This is a genomic window from Sphingobium quisquiliarum P25 (assembly GCF_000445065.1).
In the GTDB taxonomy this organism is placed as follows: domain Bacteria; phylum Pseudomonadota; class Alphaproteobacteria; order Sphingomonadales; family Sphingomonadaceae; genus Sphingobium; species Sphingobium quisquiliarum.
This window is the reverse complement of record NZ_ATHO01000076.1, coordinates 1-16,997: the sequence shown is the minus strand read 5'-3', so window position 1 is coordinate 16,997 and position 16,997 is coordinate 1. Positions and strand designations below refer to the sequence as shown.

At 64.5% G+C, this 16,997-nt stretch carries 17 protein-coding genes and 1 tRNA gene; 6 read left to right on the top strand and 12 right to left on the bottom strand.

Going from position 1 to position 16,997, the window contains the following annotated elements:
* Positions 1 to 8: 8 nt before the first annotated feature.
* The 3 genes from L288_RS31270 to ald form a co-directional block, all read right to left on the bottom strand.
* Complete coding sequence (locus L288_RS31270; RefSeq protein WP_021238147.1) at positions 9 to 374, bottom strand: hypothetical protein; 366 nt, start codon at positions 372 to 374, stop codon at positions 9 to 11.
* Between the two features lie 139 nt (positions 375 to 513).
* On the bottom strand, positions 514 to 1,344 hold the full coding sequence (locus L288_RS31265; RefSeq protein WP_021238146.1) for a sulfite exporter TauE/SafE family protein: 831 nt from the start codon (positions 1,342 to 1,344) through the stop codon (positions 514 to 516).
* A gap of 229 nt (positions 1,345 to 1,573) precedes the next feature.
* Positions 1,574 to 2,689 carry an alanine dehydrogenase gene (ald, locus tag L288_RS31260; protein WP_021238145.1) on the bottom strand — a complete coding sequence of 372 codons (1,116 nt, stop codon included), beginning with the start codon at positions 2,687 to 2,689 and terminating at the stop codon, positions 1,574 to 1,576.
* Between the two features lie 229 nt (positions 2,690 to 2,918).
* On the opposite strand from ald, the gene L288_RS31255 reads away from it, so the two are divergent.
* Positions 2,919 to 3,009, top strand: a tRNA-Ser gene (locus L288_RS31255).
* Positions 3,010 to 3,142: 133 nt separating this feature from the next.
* On the opposite strand, the gene L288_RS31250 is transcribed toward L288_RS31255, so the two are convergent.
* From L288_RS31250 to L288_RS31220, 7 genes are all read right to left on the bottom strand, one after another.
* A complete protein-coding gene (locus L288_RS31250) occupies positions 3,143 to 3,892 on the bottom strand; it encodes a Crp/Fnr family transcriptional regulator (protein ID WP_152522059.1) in 750 nt (249 codons plus the stop codon).
* 223 nt (positions 3,893 to 4,115) lie between these two features.
* Positions 4,116 to 4,571: a Maf family protein gene (locus L288_RS31245; protein WP_021238143.1), complete on the bottom strand. Its 456-nt coding sequence runs from the start codon at positions 4,569 to 4,571 to the stop codon at positions 4,116 to 4,118.
* Between the two features lie 25 nt (positions 4,572 to 4,596).
* Positions 4,597 to 5,277: a hypothetical protein gene (locus L288_RS31240; protein WP_021238142.1), complete on the bottom strand. Its 681-nt coding sequence runs from the start codon at positions 5,275 to 5,277 to the stop codon at positions 4,597 to 4,599.
* Positions 5,271 to 5,555, bottom strand: a complete 285-nt coding sequence (locus L288_RS31235) for a hypothetical protein (protein ID WP_021238141.1) — start codon at positions 5,553 to 5,555, stop codon at positions 5,271 to 5,273. Before L288_RS31235 ends, L288_RS31240 begins: the two co-directional genes overlap by 7 nt.
* Positions 5,552 to 5,815, bottom strand: a complete 264-nt coding sequence (locus L288_RS31230) for a hypothetical protein (protein WP_021238140.1) — start codon at positions 5,813 to 5,815, stop codon at positions 5,552 to 5,554. Before L288_RS31230 ends, L288_RS31235 begins: the two co-directional genes overlap by 4 nt.
* Positions 5,816 to 5,914: 99 nt before the next feature.
* Complete coding sequence (locus tag L288_RS31225) at positions 5,915 to 6,523, bottom strand: hypothetical protein (RefSeq protein WP_021238139.1); 609 nt, start codon at positions 6,521 to 6,523, stop codon at positions 5,915 to 5,917.
* 182 nt (positions 6,524 to 6,705) lie between these two features.
* A complete protein-coding gene (locus L288_RS31220) occupies positions 6,706 to 7,122 on the bottom strand; it encodes an Arm DNA-binding domain-containing protein (protein WP_021238138.1) in 417 nt (138 codons plus the stop codon).
* Positions 7,123 to 7,463: 341 nt separating this feature from the next.
* Between L288_RS31220 and L288_RS31215 the strand changes: the two genes are divergently transcribed.
* The 5 genes from L288_RS31215 to nhaA all read left to right on the top strand — a co-directional run bounded on the left by L288_RS31215 (position 7,464) and on the right by nhaA (position 14,832).
* Positions 7,464 to 8,210, top strand: a complete 747-nt coding sequence (locus L288_RS31215) for an SDR family NAD(P)-dependent oxidoreductase (RefSeq protein ID WP_021238137.1) — start codon at positions 7,464 to 7,466, stop codon at positions 8,208 to 8,210.
* 56 nt (positions 8,211 to 8,266) lie between these two features.
* A complete protein-coding gene (locus L288_RS31210; protein ID WP_021238136.1) occupies positions 8,267 to 9,283 on the top strand; it encodes a zinc-binding alcohol dehydrogenase family protein in 1,017 nt (338 codons plus the stop codon).
* A gap of 210 nt (positions 9,284 to 9,493) precedes the next feature.
* Complete coding sequence (locus tag L288_RS43015) at positions 9,494 to 12,883, top strand: PAS domain-containing protein (protein WP_021238135.1); 3,390 nt, start codon at positions 9,494 to 9,496, stop codon at positions 12,881 to 12,883.
* Between the two features lie 74 nt (positions 12,884 to 12,957).
* On the top strand, positions 12,958 to 13,590 hold the full coding sequence (locus L288_RS31205) for a glutathione S-transferase family protein (protein ID WP_021238134.1): 633 nt from the start codon (positions 12,958 to 12,960) through the stop codon (positions 13,588 to 13,590).
* A 51-nt stretch (positions 13,591 to 13,641) separates the two neighbouring features.
* Positions 13,642 to 14,832: a Na+/H+ antiporter NhaA gene (nhaA, locus tag L288_RS31200; RefSeq protein WP_031304323.1), complete on the top strand. Its 1,191-nt coding sequence runs from the start codon at positions 13,642 to 13,644 to the stop codon at positions 14,830 to 14,832.
* Positions 14,833 to 14,848: 16 nt separating this feature from the next.
* Here nhaA and L288_RS31195 read toward each other — a convergent pair whose 3' ends face one another.
* Both L288_RS31195 and L288_RS43455 read right to left on the bottom strand, forming a co-directional pair.
* Positions 14,849 to 15,634 carry an SIMPL domain-containing protein gene (locus tag L288_RS31195; RefSeq protein ID WP_021238132.1) on the bottom strand — a complete coding sequence of 262 codons (786 nt, stop codon included), beginning with the start codon at positions 15,632 to 15,634 and terminating at the stop codon, positions 14,849 to 14,851.
* A 219-nt stretch (positions 15,635 to 15,853) separates the two neighbouring features.
* On the bottom strand, positions 15,854 to 16,726 hold the full coding sequence (locus L288_RS43455; protein ID WP_021238131.1) for a helix-turn-helix transcriptional regulator: 873 nt from the start codon (positions 16,724 to 16,726) through the stop codon (positions 15,854 to 15,856).
* Positions 16,727 to 16,997: the final 271 nt, after the last annotated feature.

Here is a 16,997-nt window from a genome sequence, read left to right as displayed (position 1 = left end):
TCCTCACATCAGCGCGCGGAATAGACGCGCACCTGGCCGGTGCGGTAGCCCTTTTCCTTCATTTCCTTGACATAATCATGCCGCGCGTCGGCCAGTTCGGTGCGATATTCGTCCCAGGCGTCGCGCTCATCCTCCGCATCGGTCGCGGCGCGCAGGTCCTTCTTCAATTCCGTGCGGGCTTCATCGATATCGGTCTGATAGTCGAACCAGGCGTTGTTCTCGACACCCGCGATCGGCATCGTCAGCGTACCCCGGCTTTCCGCGCGGGCAAGCTCCTCCTCATAGCTGGCGCGCGCGCCATAGGGCGCGGCCATGGCGGCGGCGGGCAGCAGCGCGGACAGCGCGATGGCGCTCATGAAGATCGGACGGTTCATCGGTCGTCTCCTTTCCTTTGCAAGCTCATGCCGGGGAAACGCCCCGCCATCCGCTTTGTGCATGAACGGCTGTGCAGAATGGACGAACCGAGCGCCCTGACCGGCAGGAGGAGCCGCCGGAAAGGCCTTCCTCCCCCTTTTACATGCGGATCGCGTTGCGGAACATGACGAAGGCGATGATCACCAGATAGATGCCGAATATCCGCTTCAACAGGCCAGCGGGCAGGCTGTGCGCGGCGGCGACGCCGAGCGGCGCGGTGAGGATCGACATCGACGCGATCGCCAGCGTCGCGGGCAGGTTGACATAACCCAGCGAGCCCCAGGGCAGTCCGCTTTCCTTAAGGCCGATCAGCGCGAAGCCGATGGCGCTGGGGATGGCGATCAGCGTGCCGATGCCGGACGCGGTCGCAATGGCGCGATGGATCGACCGGCCGCACAGCGTCATCACCATGATGGCGATGGTGCCGCCGCCAATGCCCAGCAGCGCGGAAAAGGTGCCAAGCCCGCCCGCTATGCCGACCCGCGCGATGCCGGAGGGCATCTCATCGCTGATCACCTTGCCGCCGACCTTGGGCAGCAGGAAATTGAGCGACATCAGGAAAACGCCAGCGGCGAAGATCATCGTCAGCACCCGGCCGTCCACATGACCCGCCAGCAGCACGCCCACGCCATCGCCCAGGATGATCCACGGCGCCCAGGCCTTGAGCACCTCAAACTCCACAGCGCCGCGCTTGGAATGGGCCAGCAGGGAACGGATGGAGGTGACGATGATCGTCGCGGCCGACGTGCCGATCGCGACATGGGCGATGGCCTCATGCGTTCCACCCAGCAGCGGCAGGACGACGAACAGCGCAGGCACCACTACGAAACCGCCGCCGATCCCGAAAATGCCCGCCGCAAAGCCCGCAAAGAGGCCAGCGCCCATCATCGCCACGACCGGCACCAGCCAGCTTGCAACATCTCCGTGCATCAGCGCCCTCCCCCGCTGCGGACGGAGCGTGTGGAGGCGGGACCGGCCAGGCCGTCCCCCCGGTAAGCGAAAGAAAATATGCGATCGTCCATGACCTGTTACCCGAACCCCTCTTCGGCGGATGCGCAGCTTGCAAAGGCAGGGGAATCGACCGTCCCCTGTCAGGCAAGACGAAGCAGGGCGGGGAACCCGCAAGGCGGACCGGCAATGTTTGGAAAGGCTGTCTCGCTCAGGCGATCGCCTGCTCCGCGGGCGTGTGGGGCAGGTCCAGCGCTTCGGCTACGGCGCGGTAGGTCACCTTGCCGTCCCAGACGTTGAGGCCATCAAGCAGGTGCGAATCGGCGCGCAAGGCTTCCTTCCAGCCCAGATCGGCGATCCGCAGCGCATGAGGGAGCGTGACGTTGTTCAGCGCATAGGTGCTGGTGCGGGCCACCGCGCCCGGCATGTTGGCGACGCAATAATGGACGATGCCATCGACCACATAGGTGGGATCGGCATGGGTAGTGGGATGGCTGGTTTCGAAGCAGCCGCCCTGGTCGATGGCGACGTCGACCAGCACCGCGCCCTTCTTCATCATCTTCAGCATCTCCGCCGATACGAGCTTTGGCGCGGCCGCTCCGGGGATCAGCACCGCGCCGATGACCAGATCCGCTTCGGCGACGCATTCGGCCAGGTTCGCGCGATTGGAAAAGCGCGTCTTCGCCCGCGCTTCGAAATAGATGCCGAGCCGTTCCAGCACTTCCGGGCTCCGGTCAAGAATGGTGACGTCCGCCCCCAGGCCAGCCGCCATCTGGGCCGCGTTGAAGCCCACCACGCCGCCGCCGATGACGCAGACTTTGGCCGGAAGAACGCCCGGCACCCCGCCCAGCAGGACGCCGCGCCCGCCATTGGCCTTTTCCAGCGCGGTCGCGCCCGCCTGGATCGACATGCGGCCCGCCACCTGGCTCATCGGCTTGAGCAGCGGCAGGCCGCCATGGCCATCGGTCACCGTCTCATAGGCGATGCAGGTCGCGCCCGAAGCGATAAGGTCGCGCGTCTGGCCGGGGTCGGGCGCGAGGTGAAGATAGGTATAAAGGATCTGGCCCGGCCGCAGCATCGCGCGCTCCTCAGGCTGCGGCTCCTTCACCTTGACGATCATCCCGGCGGCGGCGAACACCTCCCGCGCATCGGCGACGATCTCGCCCCCAGCGCGGGTATAGAGCGCATCATGCGCCCCGATCCCCTCGCCCGCCCCGCTTTCCACCAGCACGCGGTGACCATGGGCCGTCAGCTCATGCACGCTCTCCGGCGTCAAGCCGACACGATATTCGTGATTCTTGATCTCCCTGACGGTTCCTACGATCATGACGGTCCTTCCATCCTCGCGGTGTTGATGGCTTTGCCGAAGCGCGCTCAGCGGGCGCGGCGATCGCTCCGGCTCAACCCTGCGTACAGCATATTTGCCGTAACATAGTTGCTCCCGCCCGCAATTTCATCATCACTCGCCGCGAGATCGCGAGCGCTGTCAAAGAAACACAAGCATCCCCTTGCCTCCCGCCACCGCACAGGATAGGGAGCCGCCTTCCAGCGCATGCGGAGCGGTGGCCGAGTGGTCGAAGGCGCTCGCCTGGAAAGTGAGTATACGTCAAAAGCGTATCGAGGGTTCGAATCCCTCCCGCTCCGCCATTTCCTTAGCGAAATCAATCACTTAGCCGCGATGCGGCGGCGCCGTCCGCCATAATGTCCGCCTTCAACATGCGCTCCATCGAGCGATGATCGACACAACTGCGGTATTGACGCGCCGGTTCGCCGATCGCGGTCAGCGCCCTTCGGCGCGGGCTTCAGGCAGATGCAAATAGGCGCGGCTGAAGTCCGCCGCCGCTTGCAAGGCGGGCCAATCTTCGATCGTGACTGTTTGATTCGCGGTGTTGATAAGCCCTTCGCCTCGCATGCGTTGAACCGTTCGGTTCACATGGACGGACGTTAAGCCGGTCGCGTCACCAATCTGTTCCTGTGTCATCGGCCATGCGAAGTTCGGACCCTCGCACATATCGGCCGCCTCCTGCCGCACAGCAAGTTCGCAGAAAAGGTGCGCGATACGTTGATGCGCGTCCCTTTGCCCAATGTTCAACATCCATTCGCGAAAGATCGACCCATCGATCAAGGTATCACGCCAAAGGGCGCGCGCTATGTTAGGGTGTTCAGCGGCTAAGTCGATCACGGCTTTGCGTGGGATCGACACGGCTTCAACGCGAGTTAGAGCCTGAACGCTATGATCGGCTACGTCGAGAAGGCTGTTCTGCAAATCCACCATATCGCCGCGAAGGTGGATCGACAGGATTTGCCTTGCACCGCTACCGGCCATCTTTTGACGATATGCAAACCCGTTCACGAGAGCGTAGCAGGTTTCTACCTTGTCACCTTCACGAACCATGTAAGCACCGCGATCGAATGCGGCGCTACGTGACGGCAGGCTCAAAAGAGCCTCGCGTTCAATGTTCGATAAAGCCGTCCGCTTCGATAGCTTACGAAGCATCGGTTCAAGCTTGCTGGCTTGGTTGCTTGACACGTCAGTTCCCCACGTTGGGCCGGGGGAAGCTAACCCTCTGTCGCTATCGGCCGGATATGGAATAGCGATGCTATGCTTAACGTGGTTTGTATTCGCTGGTTCCGGTTAATCTTTGACGATCCAAAATGAACTAACCCCCGGTTCGGGTGGGCTTCGAACCGGGGGGCTAGCCTTCGTCCGCAGTGGCACTCGCGATGCCTGCGGCGAACTTCGATGCGTGGCATCACCGAAGCATGGGAAGACGCGGCGCTATGTCGGCCCGATGGGCGGGCGAGAGTGCCCACAGGGGCGCAGCGAGAAGCGGGAACGCGCCAAGGTCCACCGCACCCGCCCCGGCGCGCTCCACGGCCGCTAGGATCGGCTCGGCGGGGCTATCGAGTCCGACGATCGCGCACGGCGGCAACGTGCCGTCCTGAACGCGCCAGATCAGATGCCCGAGCCGGTAGGCCATGCGCGTCTGCGACGCGGGCGCGGCCGTAACGATCGGCGGCAATGCGACGCCTTCAGCTTGTTCGGCCGGAACCCATAGCGGTAACGCATCTACGTCGAATTCGGGCGTCGGCGGTTCGCTGAAGTCAGATGCGACGATGACGGCCCAAGGTCCGATCAGCGTTTCGCCCGCCATCGGCGTGCGACGCGGGCCGCTACTCGCGTCGATCCACGCGGCGATTGCGGCCAAGCGATCTTGCGCGAGCGTCACGGCTTCAGACTTCGACGCGAAGCTTCGCCTTGTCGGCGATGGCGTTGTTGAAGAAGGACATGCGGACGCTCTTGATAACCATCGGATAGTGTTCGGCCATCTTCTCGATTGCCAAGCTTTCTTCGATCGCCTTGTATTGTGTTGGCGCGTGCTTCTCGACCGCATCGGTCTTGAAGTTGGCATGAACTTCTTCAGCAAGCCCGAGCAAAAAGTCGGGCGAATGATAGATGACAGCCGCGACTTCGGGATTTTGCTCTAACCGTTTGCGAATGGCAGCGACATTGCCCGCCTTCGCTTCCTCGCGAACCCAAATGCGGATTTCGCTTTCGAGCCCGGCGCGGATTGGGTTCGGCGCGAACTGCAATTCGACGGCTTCGGACGCTTCGCGCACCATCTTCGTTGCCGTGCCGATCATGCTGCCATGCGAACTTTCGAGCGTGGCGATCAGCCGATTTGCCAGCGTGCGAGCGGCGTCGTGCTTCTCGGGCTCCGATCGCGTAGGATCATCGGCAAGCCGTTTCAGCTTCTCCACGGCCGCTTCCATCGCCGTATGCGAGGCGGTGACGAAGTTCATGACTGCGGGGTGCCGCGCATGATCGCCAAGGAACGTCTTGCGTCCTACGGCGGTGCCCATCGTGCGAACGAAGTCCTGCGCCGGTTCGCTTTGAACGAGTAGCTTCAACATGATGCGGGTTCCTTGGGATGCTGCGATCGGACCCAATCGATCAGTTCGGTTTGCTGCGCCTTCAGGGCTGCGGCGAATGCGTCGATCGTCGGCCAAGTCGGCACGATCAGCACGGCATGGCGACGCTTCGGAAGATCATGGCCGTAGCGCTCGCTAAACCGGGCAACGGCGTCTTCGGTCGTCTCGCCTTCGTGGGCTTCGATCACGTGCGACACATGAACCGGCGTGCGGCGGCGATCTTCAAGCTTGGCGACGCGCGGGGCGAGATAGGCGCTCATCGCCGCCCGCCTTCAAGTGCAGCGATGCGCGCTTCCAAGTCCGACGATTCGTGAATGCGGGCGATGATCGACAGGATGTTCGCATACTTCGATGCGTGATCGACCGGGATCAGCGACGATCGGGCTTCGCGATAGATGCGCTGGATTTCGCGGTTCACGTCCGCGACGGTCGCCAGCTTCGCACGGTATCGACGCGCCGGGGTGGAGGGGGTTGCAGCCGAACCGCCCTGATTTCCTTGCGTTGCGTCACCCCAAGCCATCAAAAGTCTGCCACCTAAGCCTAAGCTATGGCGGCTCAACTAACCGAATGACAGCCAATCAGCAAGTAAAAACATGATTGGGACAAGTATGCGTTAAGTTCAACTCTTTGGCCTATTCGTTATTATCTTCAATTCCACTAAGTTGGAACCGTAGAAGTGCGCCATACTACGGCTAAGTTCGCCATCTGCAATTAACAAGCGATCTTCGGTTGCTCCGCGCCTGCGGCGTTCGCGATTGATATCAGTTCGAACGCCGGGCAAATTGCGAGCCGCCAGCTTCAGGACGCCGTTACGATCGATTTCATCTATGCCTTCGAGTGTCCGAAGAAGATGAATGTAGGTTAGCCGCAGAATGCGATGATAGTCCTGAAAGTAATATGGCGTGTGCCAATGTAGCTGCAACGCGCATAGATCATAGTTTCGATGATAGCGTTCTCTCAATGCCTTCGTCCCCGCATTCGATAAACGGGCAAGGAATAGGTCTGCGGCAATGCGGCCTTCGTTCTCGGTATAGCAGCCGTGTTCAAGGAACTGCCCACACTCCTTGACGTAGGCCATCGTGAGATATTCGTCCGTCTGCTGCGGCTCGCATACGCCGTTGCGGATCAACCATCGTTCGGCAGCGTCGATCACGTCTGCGACGATCGGGTGAGCGCGTTCGTTGAACGGCTGCGGTTGGGTTGCCCACACTCGCTTCCTTCGCGTCATCGGGGGCGTTCCTTTCAAGTTATGGCGGACGGTATGGCGGACAGCTTCAGCGACCTCGGTGATTTCGCCCGCAAATGCGTCGGTTTCTTCTAAATTGGGCGGAGCCTCACTCCGTCAAAGGCCATCGCCACCCACGCGACACGCGACACCCCCTAAAGGGGGATGTCGTGTCGTGTCGCGTCCTAGGGGGTAGGCGACACGGCGACATGTCGCATGATGTTGACGGCCGCGTTCTTTAGCGCCTTGGCTTCGGCGGCACGGGCTGCGGCGGCTTCGCGCTTGGCTTCGACCGGATCGACGCCAGCCCGGATGCCCGATCGCCGCCGACGTGCCCATTCGTATGCTTCGGCTAGCGTCTTCTCATATGGTTCGACTTCGCCGATCATCGCCTCAGCGTCGCGCCGTTCGATGTAGGGGCCAAGGCCGATTTCCGCGCGGCGACCATCCTTGCCGATCTTCGTCCGCAGAACCCATGCGACGCTGTTGCCTTCAATGCGAAGATAGAGCCCCGGAACATGCCCTACGGCATAGCGGCCCGGCTTCTTCGCCTTGGCGATCTTCGTGACTTGCGCGGGATGCAGATAGGCGAGGCGAGGCATTGGCGGCTCCGGGAGGGCTTGTCCGCCATCTTGTCCGCCATAAACGTTGAAAAATCCATAACAATCGTGAGCGATCAGGAGCGGTCAATGTCTCACTAAGAGACTGGCGATACAAGGCTTTTGGGCCGTTCTTGATCGCTCCCGAGCGCTCAATCAGGCGGACTCCCGCTCCGCCATTTACCTGCAAAATCAAGTGCCGGAAACAGACGGCGGTGCCTGCGCTTGCGAGCAGCGCCGGGCGCGTTTTCTGGGCTGTTCCTCCCTTGCGAGAGGGCATGGCAGTGACAGAGACGGCTTGGGTGCTTAATGGCTTCAGGCGCAACGGCATAAGGAGATGACGCATGCAAAGGTTCAGCGGCAAGTCCGTCGTTATCACCGGCGGTTCCAGCGGGATTGGCCTCGCGGCGGCCAGGCGGATCGTGGAGGAAGGCGGGTCGGTGCTTGTCACCGGGTCGAACAGCGCCCGACTGGAAAGCGTCCGCGATCAGATTCCGGGCGTCCACCTTCTGGTAAACGATGCGGCGAAGCCCGAAGCGGCCGAAGCGCTGGCGGAGGAAGCAGCGCGGCTGTTCGGAAAGATTGACGGGCTGTTCCTGAATGCAGGGGTGGGAGCAGGAGCGCCGCTGGGCATGATAAGCGCCGATCTTTACCGCAACCTGATGGACGTCAATGTCGGTGGTCCGCTGTTCGCGACGCAGGCGCTGGCTCCGGTGCTGCGGGATGGCGGGTCCATCCTGGTCACCGCCTCGATCGCGAAGGACAAGGGCATGGAGGCAAGCGCCCTCTATTCAGCGACCAAGGGAGCGGTGCGGTCGATGGTGCGCGGCTTCGCCCGCGAACTCGCGCCACGGCAGATCCGCGTCAACACGCTGAGCCCCGGCCCGATCCGCACCGACTTCTTCAACCGGCTGGGCTTGCCGGAAGAACATGCGGCGACGATCGAGGAGCATATGGCCGCGAGCACGCCGCTGGGACGCATGGGCACGGCCGAGGAAGCCGCCGCCGTCGCCCTGTTCCTGCTGTCGGACGAGGCGAGCTATGTCACAGGGTCGGACTATTTCGTGGATGGTGGCACGGCGCAACTGTAAGGCGGCAGCGGATGGTGATGGCATAGCCCCGCTGCCGGGCTGACAGGAGAAGTGGCATGAAGGCGATCGGTTTCCGGCAGGGCGGCAGCCTGGACCGTGAGGATGCGCTGCTGGACCTGGAGGTTCCCAAGCCGGTCCCCGGACCGCGCGACCTGTTGGTGCGTGTGCGGGCGGTATCGGTCAATCCGGTGGATACGAAGGTCCGGGCAGGCGCGAAGCCGTCAGGAGAGCCGATGATCCTGGGCTATGACGCGGCTGGCGTGGTGGAGGCGGCCGGGTCCGATGTCACGCTGTTCGCGCCGGGCGACGAGGTGTTCTATGCCGGAACGATCAAGCGGCCGGGAACCAATGCGGAGCTGCATGCGGTGGACGAACGCATCGTCGGCCGCAAGCCGCGATCGCTGGACTTCGCCGAGGCGGCTGCGCTGCCGCTGACTGGCCTGACCGCGTGGGAACTGCTGTTCGACCGGCTGCGCGTGCCGCGCGGCGGTGGTGAGGGGCAGGCGATCCTGATCGTCAACGGCGCCGGGGGCGTCGGGTCGATGCTGGTTCAACTCGCCCGGCAACTGACTGGCCTGCGGGTGATCGCCACCGCATCGCGAAGCGAGACGATCGCCTGGGCCACGCAGATGGGCGCGCATGATGTCATCGACCATCGCAAGCCATTGAACGAGGAACTGGCGAGGATCGGCGTCAAGGCGGTCAACTTCGTCGCCAGCCTTGCCGCCAGCGACAGGCATCTGGCGATCTACCCCCGCATCATCGCGCCGCAAGGGAGCCTGGCGGTCATCGACGATGTGAAGGCGTTCGACATTGCTGGCCTGCGGCAGAAGGCGATCACGGTGGCGTGGGAAGGCGTGTTCGTCCGGTCCATCTATGAAACGCCGGACATGATCGAGCAGCATCATATCCTTGGCGAGATCGCTCGCCTGATCGATGAGGGCATGCTGCACGGCACCATGACCCGCGACCTGGGGGAGATGAATGCCGCCACGCTCAAGGAAGCGCATGGGCTGGTCGAAAGCGGCGCGATGGTGGGCAAGCTGGTGTTGCGCGGCATTTCCGCCGGGTAAGGCGGGCAGGTTTCCGCCTGCCCCGGACTGTTATTCTAATGAGAGAAGTAGAAGGCTTCGAGCAACTGGTTCTGAGGGGCCAGAGGGCCGAAGCGACATCCTTCTTAACCTATGTTCTGCGCGCAAGAAGCGGTTGGCAAAGAGGCGCAAGTCGCGTGTATGATGGGACATTCTTCTATATAGTCCTTCTGTAAGAGAGCCCTTCGATCGATGATCCCGCAACAGGAAGAAGGTGACGGAGACGATCTCGACTTTCTGACCGGCGGGGGTGAGATGGGCGCGCGCATCCGGGCCCATGACTGGGCCAGCACGCCGCTCGGCCCGCCCCGGCTATGGCCCCAATCGCTGCGTTCCGCCCTGTCCATCTGCCTGCATTCCAGCTTTCCGACGGCGATCTATTGGGGTCCTGACCTGCGCATCCTCTATAATGATGCGTGGGCGCCGATTCCGGGCGAGCGCCACCCGGCCGCGCTGGGACAGCCCGCACAGCAGGTCTGGTCCGACATATGGGATGTCGTTAGCAGCGAGTTCGAGCTGGTGCGCCGGACGGGCGAGGGCTATTCGACCTACGACCAGATGCTGCCGATGGTGCGGGGCGGCGCGGTCCAGGAAAGCTATTGGGACTATAGCTTCACCCCCATACGCGGCGAGGACGGGTCGGTCGCGGGGGTCTTCAACCAGGGTCATGAAACCACCGGACGGGTGATGAGCGAGCGCCGGGCGGTGGCGGAGCGCGAGCGGCTGCGCCAGATGTTCGACCAGGCGCCGGACTTCATGGCCATGCTGCACGGCCCAGAGCATATAATGGAGCTTGCCAATCCTGCTTATCTCAAGCTGGTCGGCCGCACCGATATCATCGGCAAGCCAGCGCGCGAGGCGCTGCCCGAAGTCGAAGGGCAAGGCTATTTCGAACTGCTGGACAAGGTGTACGAGACCGGCAAATCCTATGTCGGCACGGCGGTTCCCGTCGAACTCAACCGCGCAGGCGGCGAGCCGGTGGAACGGCGCTTCGTGGACGTGGTCTACCAGCCGATCACCGATGCGCAGGGCCAGGTCACCGGCATTTTCGTCGAGGGATCGGACGTCACCGAACGCGTCAATGCCGAAGCGGAACTGCGCAGGAGCGAAAGCCGCCTTCGCTTCCTGAGCGAGCTGGACGACAAGCTGCGCACGTCGCATGACGCATCGGACGTGATGCGCCGGGCGGCGGAACATCTGGCGCAGCATCTCCACGCATCGCGGACAGCCTATGCGGACGTCGATGCGGACAATGACCGCTTCATCATTCGCGGCGACTATACCGCGCCGGGCGTCGCCAGTTCGGCCGGGACATACAGCCTTGACCTGTTCGGTCCCCGCGCCGCTGAGGGCATGCGCCTTGGCCGCACGCTCGTCATCAACGACATAGCGCGGGAACTGGCGCCGGGCGAAGGGCGCGAAATGTTCCTGTCGACCGGCATCGGCGCGATCATCTGCTGCCCGCTGCTCAAGGATGGGCAGCTCGCCGCGATGATGGCGGTCCATCAGTCGGACGCGCGCGAATGGCAGCCCGAAGAGGTGTCGCTGGTGGAAGCCGCCGTGGAGCGGTGCTGGGCCTATATCGAGCGGGCCGGGGCGGAAGCGCGGCTGCGCGAACTCAACGAAACGCTGGAGCAGCGGGTCGCGGCGGCGCTCGCCGAACGCAAGGTCTTCGCCGACCTGTTCGAAACCACCAGCGCCCTTGTCCAGATACTGGACCGCGACTTCACATTCCTGGCCATCAATGCCGCTTCGGCGGAGGAATATCAGCGGGTGTTCGGTTTCCGCCCCGCGACCGGCGATAATCTGCTGACGCTGCTGGAAAGCACGCCGCGCCATTATGAGGGCGTCAAGCAGATGTGGAGCCGCGTGCTGGCGGGCGAGGCGTTCGGCCAGATATCGGAATTTACCGACGCGCAGGGCGCGCGCCACTGGTATGACATGAAGTTCGCGCCGGTGCGGTCGGCCGATGGCGAAATCGTGGGCGCGAGCCTGTTCGGATATGACGTCACCGCCCGCGTTCACGAGCAGCAGCAGCTCGCCAGGGCGGAAGCGGCCCGGCGGGAAGCGGACGCGCTGTACCGCGCCTATTTCGAGAATACGGCCGAGGCGCTGTTCGTCATCGGCGTGGCGGAAGATGGCGGCTTTTCCATTCAGGAACTCAATCCCGCGCACGAAGCGCTGACGGGCCTCAATTCGGCGGAACTGCGCGGCAGGCCGCTGGAGGAGCAGATCGGGCGGGAAGCGGCGGCGCAGGTTTCCGCCAATTACCGCCGGGCGGCCGCCGCGCGGGAGCCGGTCAGCTATCGCGAGGTGATCGACCTGCCCGCCGGGCGCAAGCATTGGGATACGGTGCTGGTGCCGGTCAGGGACGCGAGCGGCCGCGTCAGCCGGATCATCGGCAGCTCACGCGATGTCACCGCGCGGGTGCAGGCGGAAGAACAGCTGCGGCAGAGCCAGAAGCTGGAGGCCATGGGCAGCCTGACGGGCGGGGTCAGCCATGATTTCAACAATCTGCTGTCGCCCATCATCGGCGCATTGGACCTGCTCCAGCGCCGGGGCGTCGGAACCGGGAGGGAGCAGCGGCTGATCGACGGCGCGTTGCAATCGGCGGAGCGGGCGCGGGTGCTGGTGCAGCGCCTTCTGGCCTTTGCGCGGCGGCAGCCCTTGCAGGCGATCTCCGTCGATATCCGCGAACTGGTGCAGGGGATGGCGGACCTTATCGCATCGACCACCGGCCCGCAGATCAAGGTCGTGGTCGATGTCGCGCAGGACCTTCCCAGCGCGGTCGCCGATCCCAACCAGTTGGAAATGGCGCTGCTCAACCTGTCGGTGAACGCGCGCGACGCCATGCCCGATGGCGGCGTGCTGCGCATTTCGGCAGTGAAGGAAGAGATTGGATCAGGGCACGCCACCGGCCTGCCGCCCGGCCCCTATGTCCGGCTGTCCGTCGCGGACACGGGCACCGGCATGGACGCCGAAACGCTCAAGCGCGCGATCGAGCCCTTTTATTCGACCAAGGGCGTGGGCAAGGGCACGGGGCTGGGGCTGAGCATGGTCCATGGGCTGGCGGCGCAGCTTGGCGGCGCGCTGACGATCGCCAGCGAACCGGGGATCGGCAGCAACATCGAACTGTGGCTGCCCGCGGGCGGCGAGCCTGTTCCCGCGCAGGCGGAGACTGCCGAACCGGCCGTCCGTCCGGGCCGCAAGGGCACCACCCTGCTGGTGGACGACGAAGCATTCGTCCGGGCGAGCACGGCGGACATGCTGGCCGAACTGGGGTTCGACGTGGTGGAGGCAAGCTCGGCCGAAGAGGCCCTGCACAGGCTGTCGGACGGATTGACCCCGGACCTGATCGTGACCGATCACCTTATGCCGGGCCGTTCAGGGAGCGACCTCGCCATGGAGGTGCGAAGCCGCTGGCCCAGCCTGCCCGTTCTGCTGGTGTCGGGCTATGCCGAAACGGACGGGGTCGCGCCGGACCTGACGCGGCTGGTCAAGCCATTCCGGCAGGCCGACCTTGCCGCCTGCATCGCCGAACTGACGGGAAATGAGGCGGGGTCGGGAACCGGGGAGACATAAGCACCGAATTTCGCTGGGCCTGTGCGGCAAGCACGTATAGGCCATGTCCATCCAACGCCAGAGGGCCCCTATCGATGATCACGCTCCATCATCTCGTCTATTCCCGATCGACCCGCATCATCTGGGCGCTCGAAGAATTCGGGCTGCCCTATGAACTGGTGGTGCATCAAAGATTGCCCAGCTTCCGCGCGCCGCCGGAACTCGCCGCCGTCCACCCGTTGGGCAAGGCCCCGGTCATCGTCGACAACGGGCTGACCATCGCTGAATCGGCGGCCATATTGTCCTACCTCAACGATCGTTATGGCGATGGCCGCCTGGCTCCGCCCGCCGGAAGCGATGCGCGGGTGATCCACGACGAATGGCTCCATTATGTCGAAGGCTCCGCCGCGCTGCCGGTCATGCTGAACCTGATCGGGGGCGTCACTGGCGGCTTGCAGGGAGCGATGGCGGCCTTTGCCGAGTCCGAACTCGCCAAGACCATCGGCTATATCGCGCAGGGCGTGGGGGATGGCCCCTGGCTGATGGGCGATCAGTTCACGATCGCGGACATTCACCTCGCCTATCTGCTCGAACTGGCGGAGAGCGCGGGCCTGCTGGCCGATCATGCGAACCTGCGCGCCTATGTCGAACGGTTCCGGGCCCGCCCTGCCTATCAGAAGGCGATTTCCGCCGGGGGGCCAGTGGTCTATCCGCGTCAGGCGTCATGAACGGCCAGCCGGGCTAGCCCTGCCGGTGCGCGACCGTTACGCCTGCCCCGCATGAGCACCGTCAGACCTCTCGCCCGCCCCTTTTCCATGATGCGCGCCTTCCTGAAGACGGAGGCGTCGGGCGGCATCATCCTGATCATGGCCGCGATCGCGGCCATGGCCGTCGCCAATTCGCCCCTGTCCGAAAGCTATTTTTCGGCGCTCCACCATCATGTCGCGGGGATGAGCCTGCTGCACTGGATCAATGACGGGCTGATGGCGCTGTTCTTTCTGGTGGTGGGGCTGGAGATCAAGCGGGAACTGCTGGACGGCCAGCTTTCGCGATGGCCCGATCGCATCCTGCCCGGCGTCGCGGCGGCGGTGGGCGTCACCGTCCCGGCGATCATCTACATCCTCTTCAACAGCGGCCAGCCCGGCGGCCTGCGCGGCTGGGCGATACCGGCGGCGACGGACATCGCCTTCGCGCTGGGCGTGCTGGCGCTGCTGGGCAGCCGCATTCCTTCCTCGCTCAAGATTTTCCTGACGGCGGTCGCGATCATCGACGACCTGATCGCCGTGATCATCATCGCCCTTTTCTACACGGCCGAATTGAAGCTGCTGCCGCTGGCAGGCGCGGCGCTGGGGCTGGCGGTGCTGGCTTATTGCAACCGGCGGGGCGTCAACAGCTTGATCCCCTATGCAGCCGTGGGAATAGCGGTATGGGCCTGCGTACTGCAATCGGGCGTGCATGCGACGCTGGCGGGGGTGGCCGTCGCCATGACGGTGCCGCTGGCGCGGACGCCGGGGCGTCCCGACGACCAGCTTTCCCCCCTTTCCCGCATGGAACATAAGCTGCACCCCTGGGTCGCCTATGCCATCGTGCCGCTGTTCGGCTTTGCCAATGCGGGCGTGGCCCTTGGCGCATTCGCGCTGTCCGACCTGCTGACGCCGGTGCCGGCCGGCGTGGCGCTGGGCCTGTTCCTGGGCAAGCAGTCCGGCATCTTCGCCGTCATCTGGCTGCTGGTCCGGCTGGGCTGGGCGGAACGGCCGCGCGACGCCCGCTGGGCGCAGGTCTATGGCGTGGCCGTGCTGTGCGGCATCGGCTTCACAATGAGCCTCTTCATCGGCGGCCTCGCCTTTGGCGAAGGATCGCACCAGAATGACGCGGCGAAACTGGGCGTGCTGTCCGGCTCCGTCGCGTCCGCCGTCATCGGCTATATCATCCTGCGGATCGTGCCCGCGGTGAAGCCCGCGCCGGGATGAGGGCTAAGGCGGCGCGCTACGGCCGCAGCGCGAACTGCACCGATACGGTGGTGCCGAGCGTCAGTTCACCGGGAGCGACCGGGCTGGGCGGCGGAGGGGGCGCGGCCGATCCGGCGAAACGGCCGGTGACCATGACCGGCTGCGGCGGATAATAGCCTCCGCCCTCGCTGATCGACAGGATGCGGCTGATCCTGAGGCCCGCCGCGCGCGCGTAGAGTTCGGCGCGGGAGCGGGCTTCCTTCACGGCTTCGACCCGCGCCTCATCCAGAGCGGCCTTGGAATCATCCAGGGTGAAGGACGGGCCGTCGACCTGATTGGCGCCCGCCGAGACAAGCGTGTCGATGATCGATCCCATGGCGCCCAGCTTGCGCACGCGCACCTGCACATTGTTACGCGCTTCATAGCCGATGATGCGCGGCGCCTGCGGCTGGGCTGGCGGGACATAGGGCTGGCGGCTGAGACGCGCCTGCATCTGCGCCTCCTGTTCGGGGTTGGAATATTGCGGTTGCAGGGACAGAGCGGACGTCTGGATATCGCGATCCGCTATGCCCGCGCGCTTGAGCGCCCTCACCACCTCATCCATGCGCGCGGCGTTGGCGCTCAGCGCTTCTCCGCCGGTCTTGCCCTGCGTCACCACGCCCGCCGAGAAGAGGGCGACGTCCGGCACGCGGCGGCTCTGCCCTTCCCCGCTGACCACCAGCAATGTCTCCTCCGGCGAAAGCACGGGACTGGCGGCAGGCAACTGGGCCTGGGCGGCCGATGCCGCACCGGCTGCGATCGCCATGAAAGCCAACAATCTCATCAGTAATTCCTCCCTCATCATCCCGGCCTCATTATGCTGGCGAAACGTTGCGCGGGCCATCGGGTTTCATGGCACGCGCAGGTTCAGGGGCACTATGGGGACGCCGACTTACCCTTAAGGATTATGTCGGAACCGCAACGAGGCGGACGCGTTCATGCCGCGCAGGTTTTTGCCTGTAGTGCGACCCAAACTTGACCCCGCTTCATGTCTGGAGCGGGGTTATTTGAAAAGCAGGCTGCGATAAGCGGCGGGCGAGTGCCCGACCTGCTGCCGGAAGGCCGCGCAGAAGGCGGGCGCGCCGGAATAGCCGAGTTCGCGCGCAATGTCCGCAAGCGGCCTGCGCTCGTCTCCCGCGAGCAGGGCCTTGGCGCGGCGCATGCGCACCTGTTGCGTGAAAGCGCCGGGACTGATCCCCATGGTGGCGCGGAAGCTGCGCATGAAGTGAAACCGGCTAAGCCCGCAGGATGCCGCGAGGCTGTCGATATCGGGCGGCGGTCCGCTTTCGTCGATGCGCTCCAGCACCCGGCGCAGCATGCGCGGCGTCAGCCCGCCCCGGTGACGATGGATGCGCGCCATGGTCCCGGCCAGATAGCGTTTCAGGTCGATCAGCAGGATCGTCACCAGCGCCTGCGCGACGGCAGCGCTGTCCGTCTGCGGCTGGTCCACCTCGACCGCGAGGCGCAGCATGGCGTCTTCCATCGCCTGCGAGCGAATGTCGAAACAGGCCGCCAGCGCGGCTTCGTCCAGCGGGCCGGGGCCAAGCGCCTGGCGGATGCGCGCCTCTTCGAAACGGCAGCGCAGCGTGTGGAAGGCACCGCCGGACACATGCATTTCCATCGGCACGCCTGCGGGGCGGAAGCCCAGGGCGCCGAAGCGGACGAAGGGCGCGCGCCCGCTTCCCGCCACCCGCCCGAAGGAACCTGGCATCAGGCGCGACAGCCCAAGCGACAGGATCGCCTGCTGCTCCTTCACCACCACCGTTTCCGGCTCCACCTCAGGAAAGGCGCACAGTTCCACCACCACGCCCGGCAGGGCGATATGCCGCTGCACCAGATCGTCGCTGCGCTGCGCATCGGCGATGCGAATGGCCATGGCCGCTCCATGTCGAAAAGATGCGCTATGTTGCTGGATCATGCGCCAAACGGCAAGGGCCGGATTGGCCCGCCATGCGCCGCGCGGTAAACTGCCCCGGACAAAAGAAGGAGAGGCAATGCCCACTGACGACAGCGCGGACTTACCCACCGCAGACGATGTGCTGCGCGGCATGGACCTGAGCGGCCGGACCGCCATCGTCACCGGCGCATCGTCGGGCGTGGGAATCTCCATCGCGTCGGCACTCGCCGGGGCGGGAGCGACGGTCACG

Excerpts from the sequence above, each read along its gene's own strand:
- L288_RS43015 (WP_021238135.1), top strand. The coding sequence starts at position 9,494 with ATGATCCCGCAACAGGAAGAAGGTGACGGAGACGATCTCGACTTTCTG.
- L288_RS31215 (WP_021238137.1), top strand. The coding sequence starts at position 7,464 with ATGCAAAGGTTCAGCGGCAAGTCCGTCGTTATCACCGGCGGTTCCAGC.
- L288_RS31210 (WP_021238136.1), top strand. The coding sequence starts at position 8,267 with ATGAAGGCGATCGGTTTCCGGCAGGGCGGCAGCCTGGACCGTGAGGAT.
- L288_RS31235 (WP_021238141.1), bottom strand. The coding sequence starts at position 5,555 with ATGAGCGCCTATCTCGCCCCGCGCGTCGCCAAGCTTGAAGATCGCCGC.
- L288_RS31240 (WP_021238142.1), bottom strand. The coding sequence starts at position 5,277 with ATGTTGAAGCTACTCGTTCAAAGCGAACCGGCGCAGGACTTCGTTCGC.
- ald (WP_021238145.1), bottom strand. The coding sequence starts at position 2,689 with ATGATCGTAGGAACCGTCAGGGAGATCAAGAATCACGAATATCGTGTC.
- L288_RS43455 (WP_021238131.1), bottom strand. The coding sequence starts at position 16,726 with ATGGCCATTCGCATCGCCGATGCGCAGCGCAGCGACGATCTGGTGCAG.
- nhaA (WP_031304323.1), top strand. The coding sequence starts at position 13,642 with ATGAGCACCGTCAGACCTCTCGCCCGCCCCTTTTCCATGATGCGCGCC.
- L288_RS31195 (WP_021238132.1), bottom strand. The coding sequence starts at position 15,634 with ATGAGATTGTTGGCTTTCATGGCGATCGCAGCCGGTGCGGCATCGGCC.
- L288_RS31220 (WP_021238138.1), bottom strand. The coding sequence starts at position 7,122 with ATGCCTCGCCTCGCCTATCTGCATCCCGCGCAAGTCACGAAGATCGCC.
- L288_RS31270 (WP_021238147.1), bottom strand. The coding sequence starts at position 374 with ATGAACCGTCCGATCTTCATGAGCGCCATCGCGCTGTCCGCGCTGCTG.
- L288_RS31265 (WP_021238146.1), bottom strand. The coding sequence starts at position 1,344 with ATGCACGGAGATGTTGCAAGCTGGCTGGTGCCGGTCGTGGCGATGATG.
- L288_RS31205 (WP_021238134.1), top strand. The coding sequence starts at position 12,958 with ATGATCACGCTCCATCATCTCGTCTATTCCCGATCGACCCGCATCATC.
- L288_RS31225 (WP_021238139.1), bottom strand. The coding sequence starts at position 6,523 with ATGACGCGAAGGAAGCGAGTGTGGGCAACCCAACCGCAGCCGTTCAAC.
- L288_RS31230 (WP_021238140.1), bottom strand. The coding sequence starts at position 5,815 with ATGGCTTGGGGTGACGCAACGCAAGGAAATCAGGGCGGTTCGGCTGCA.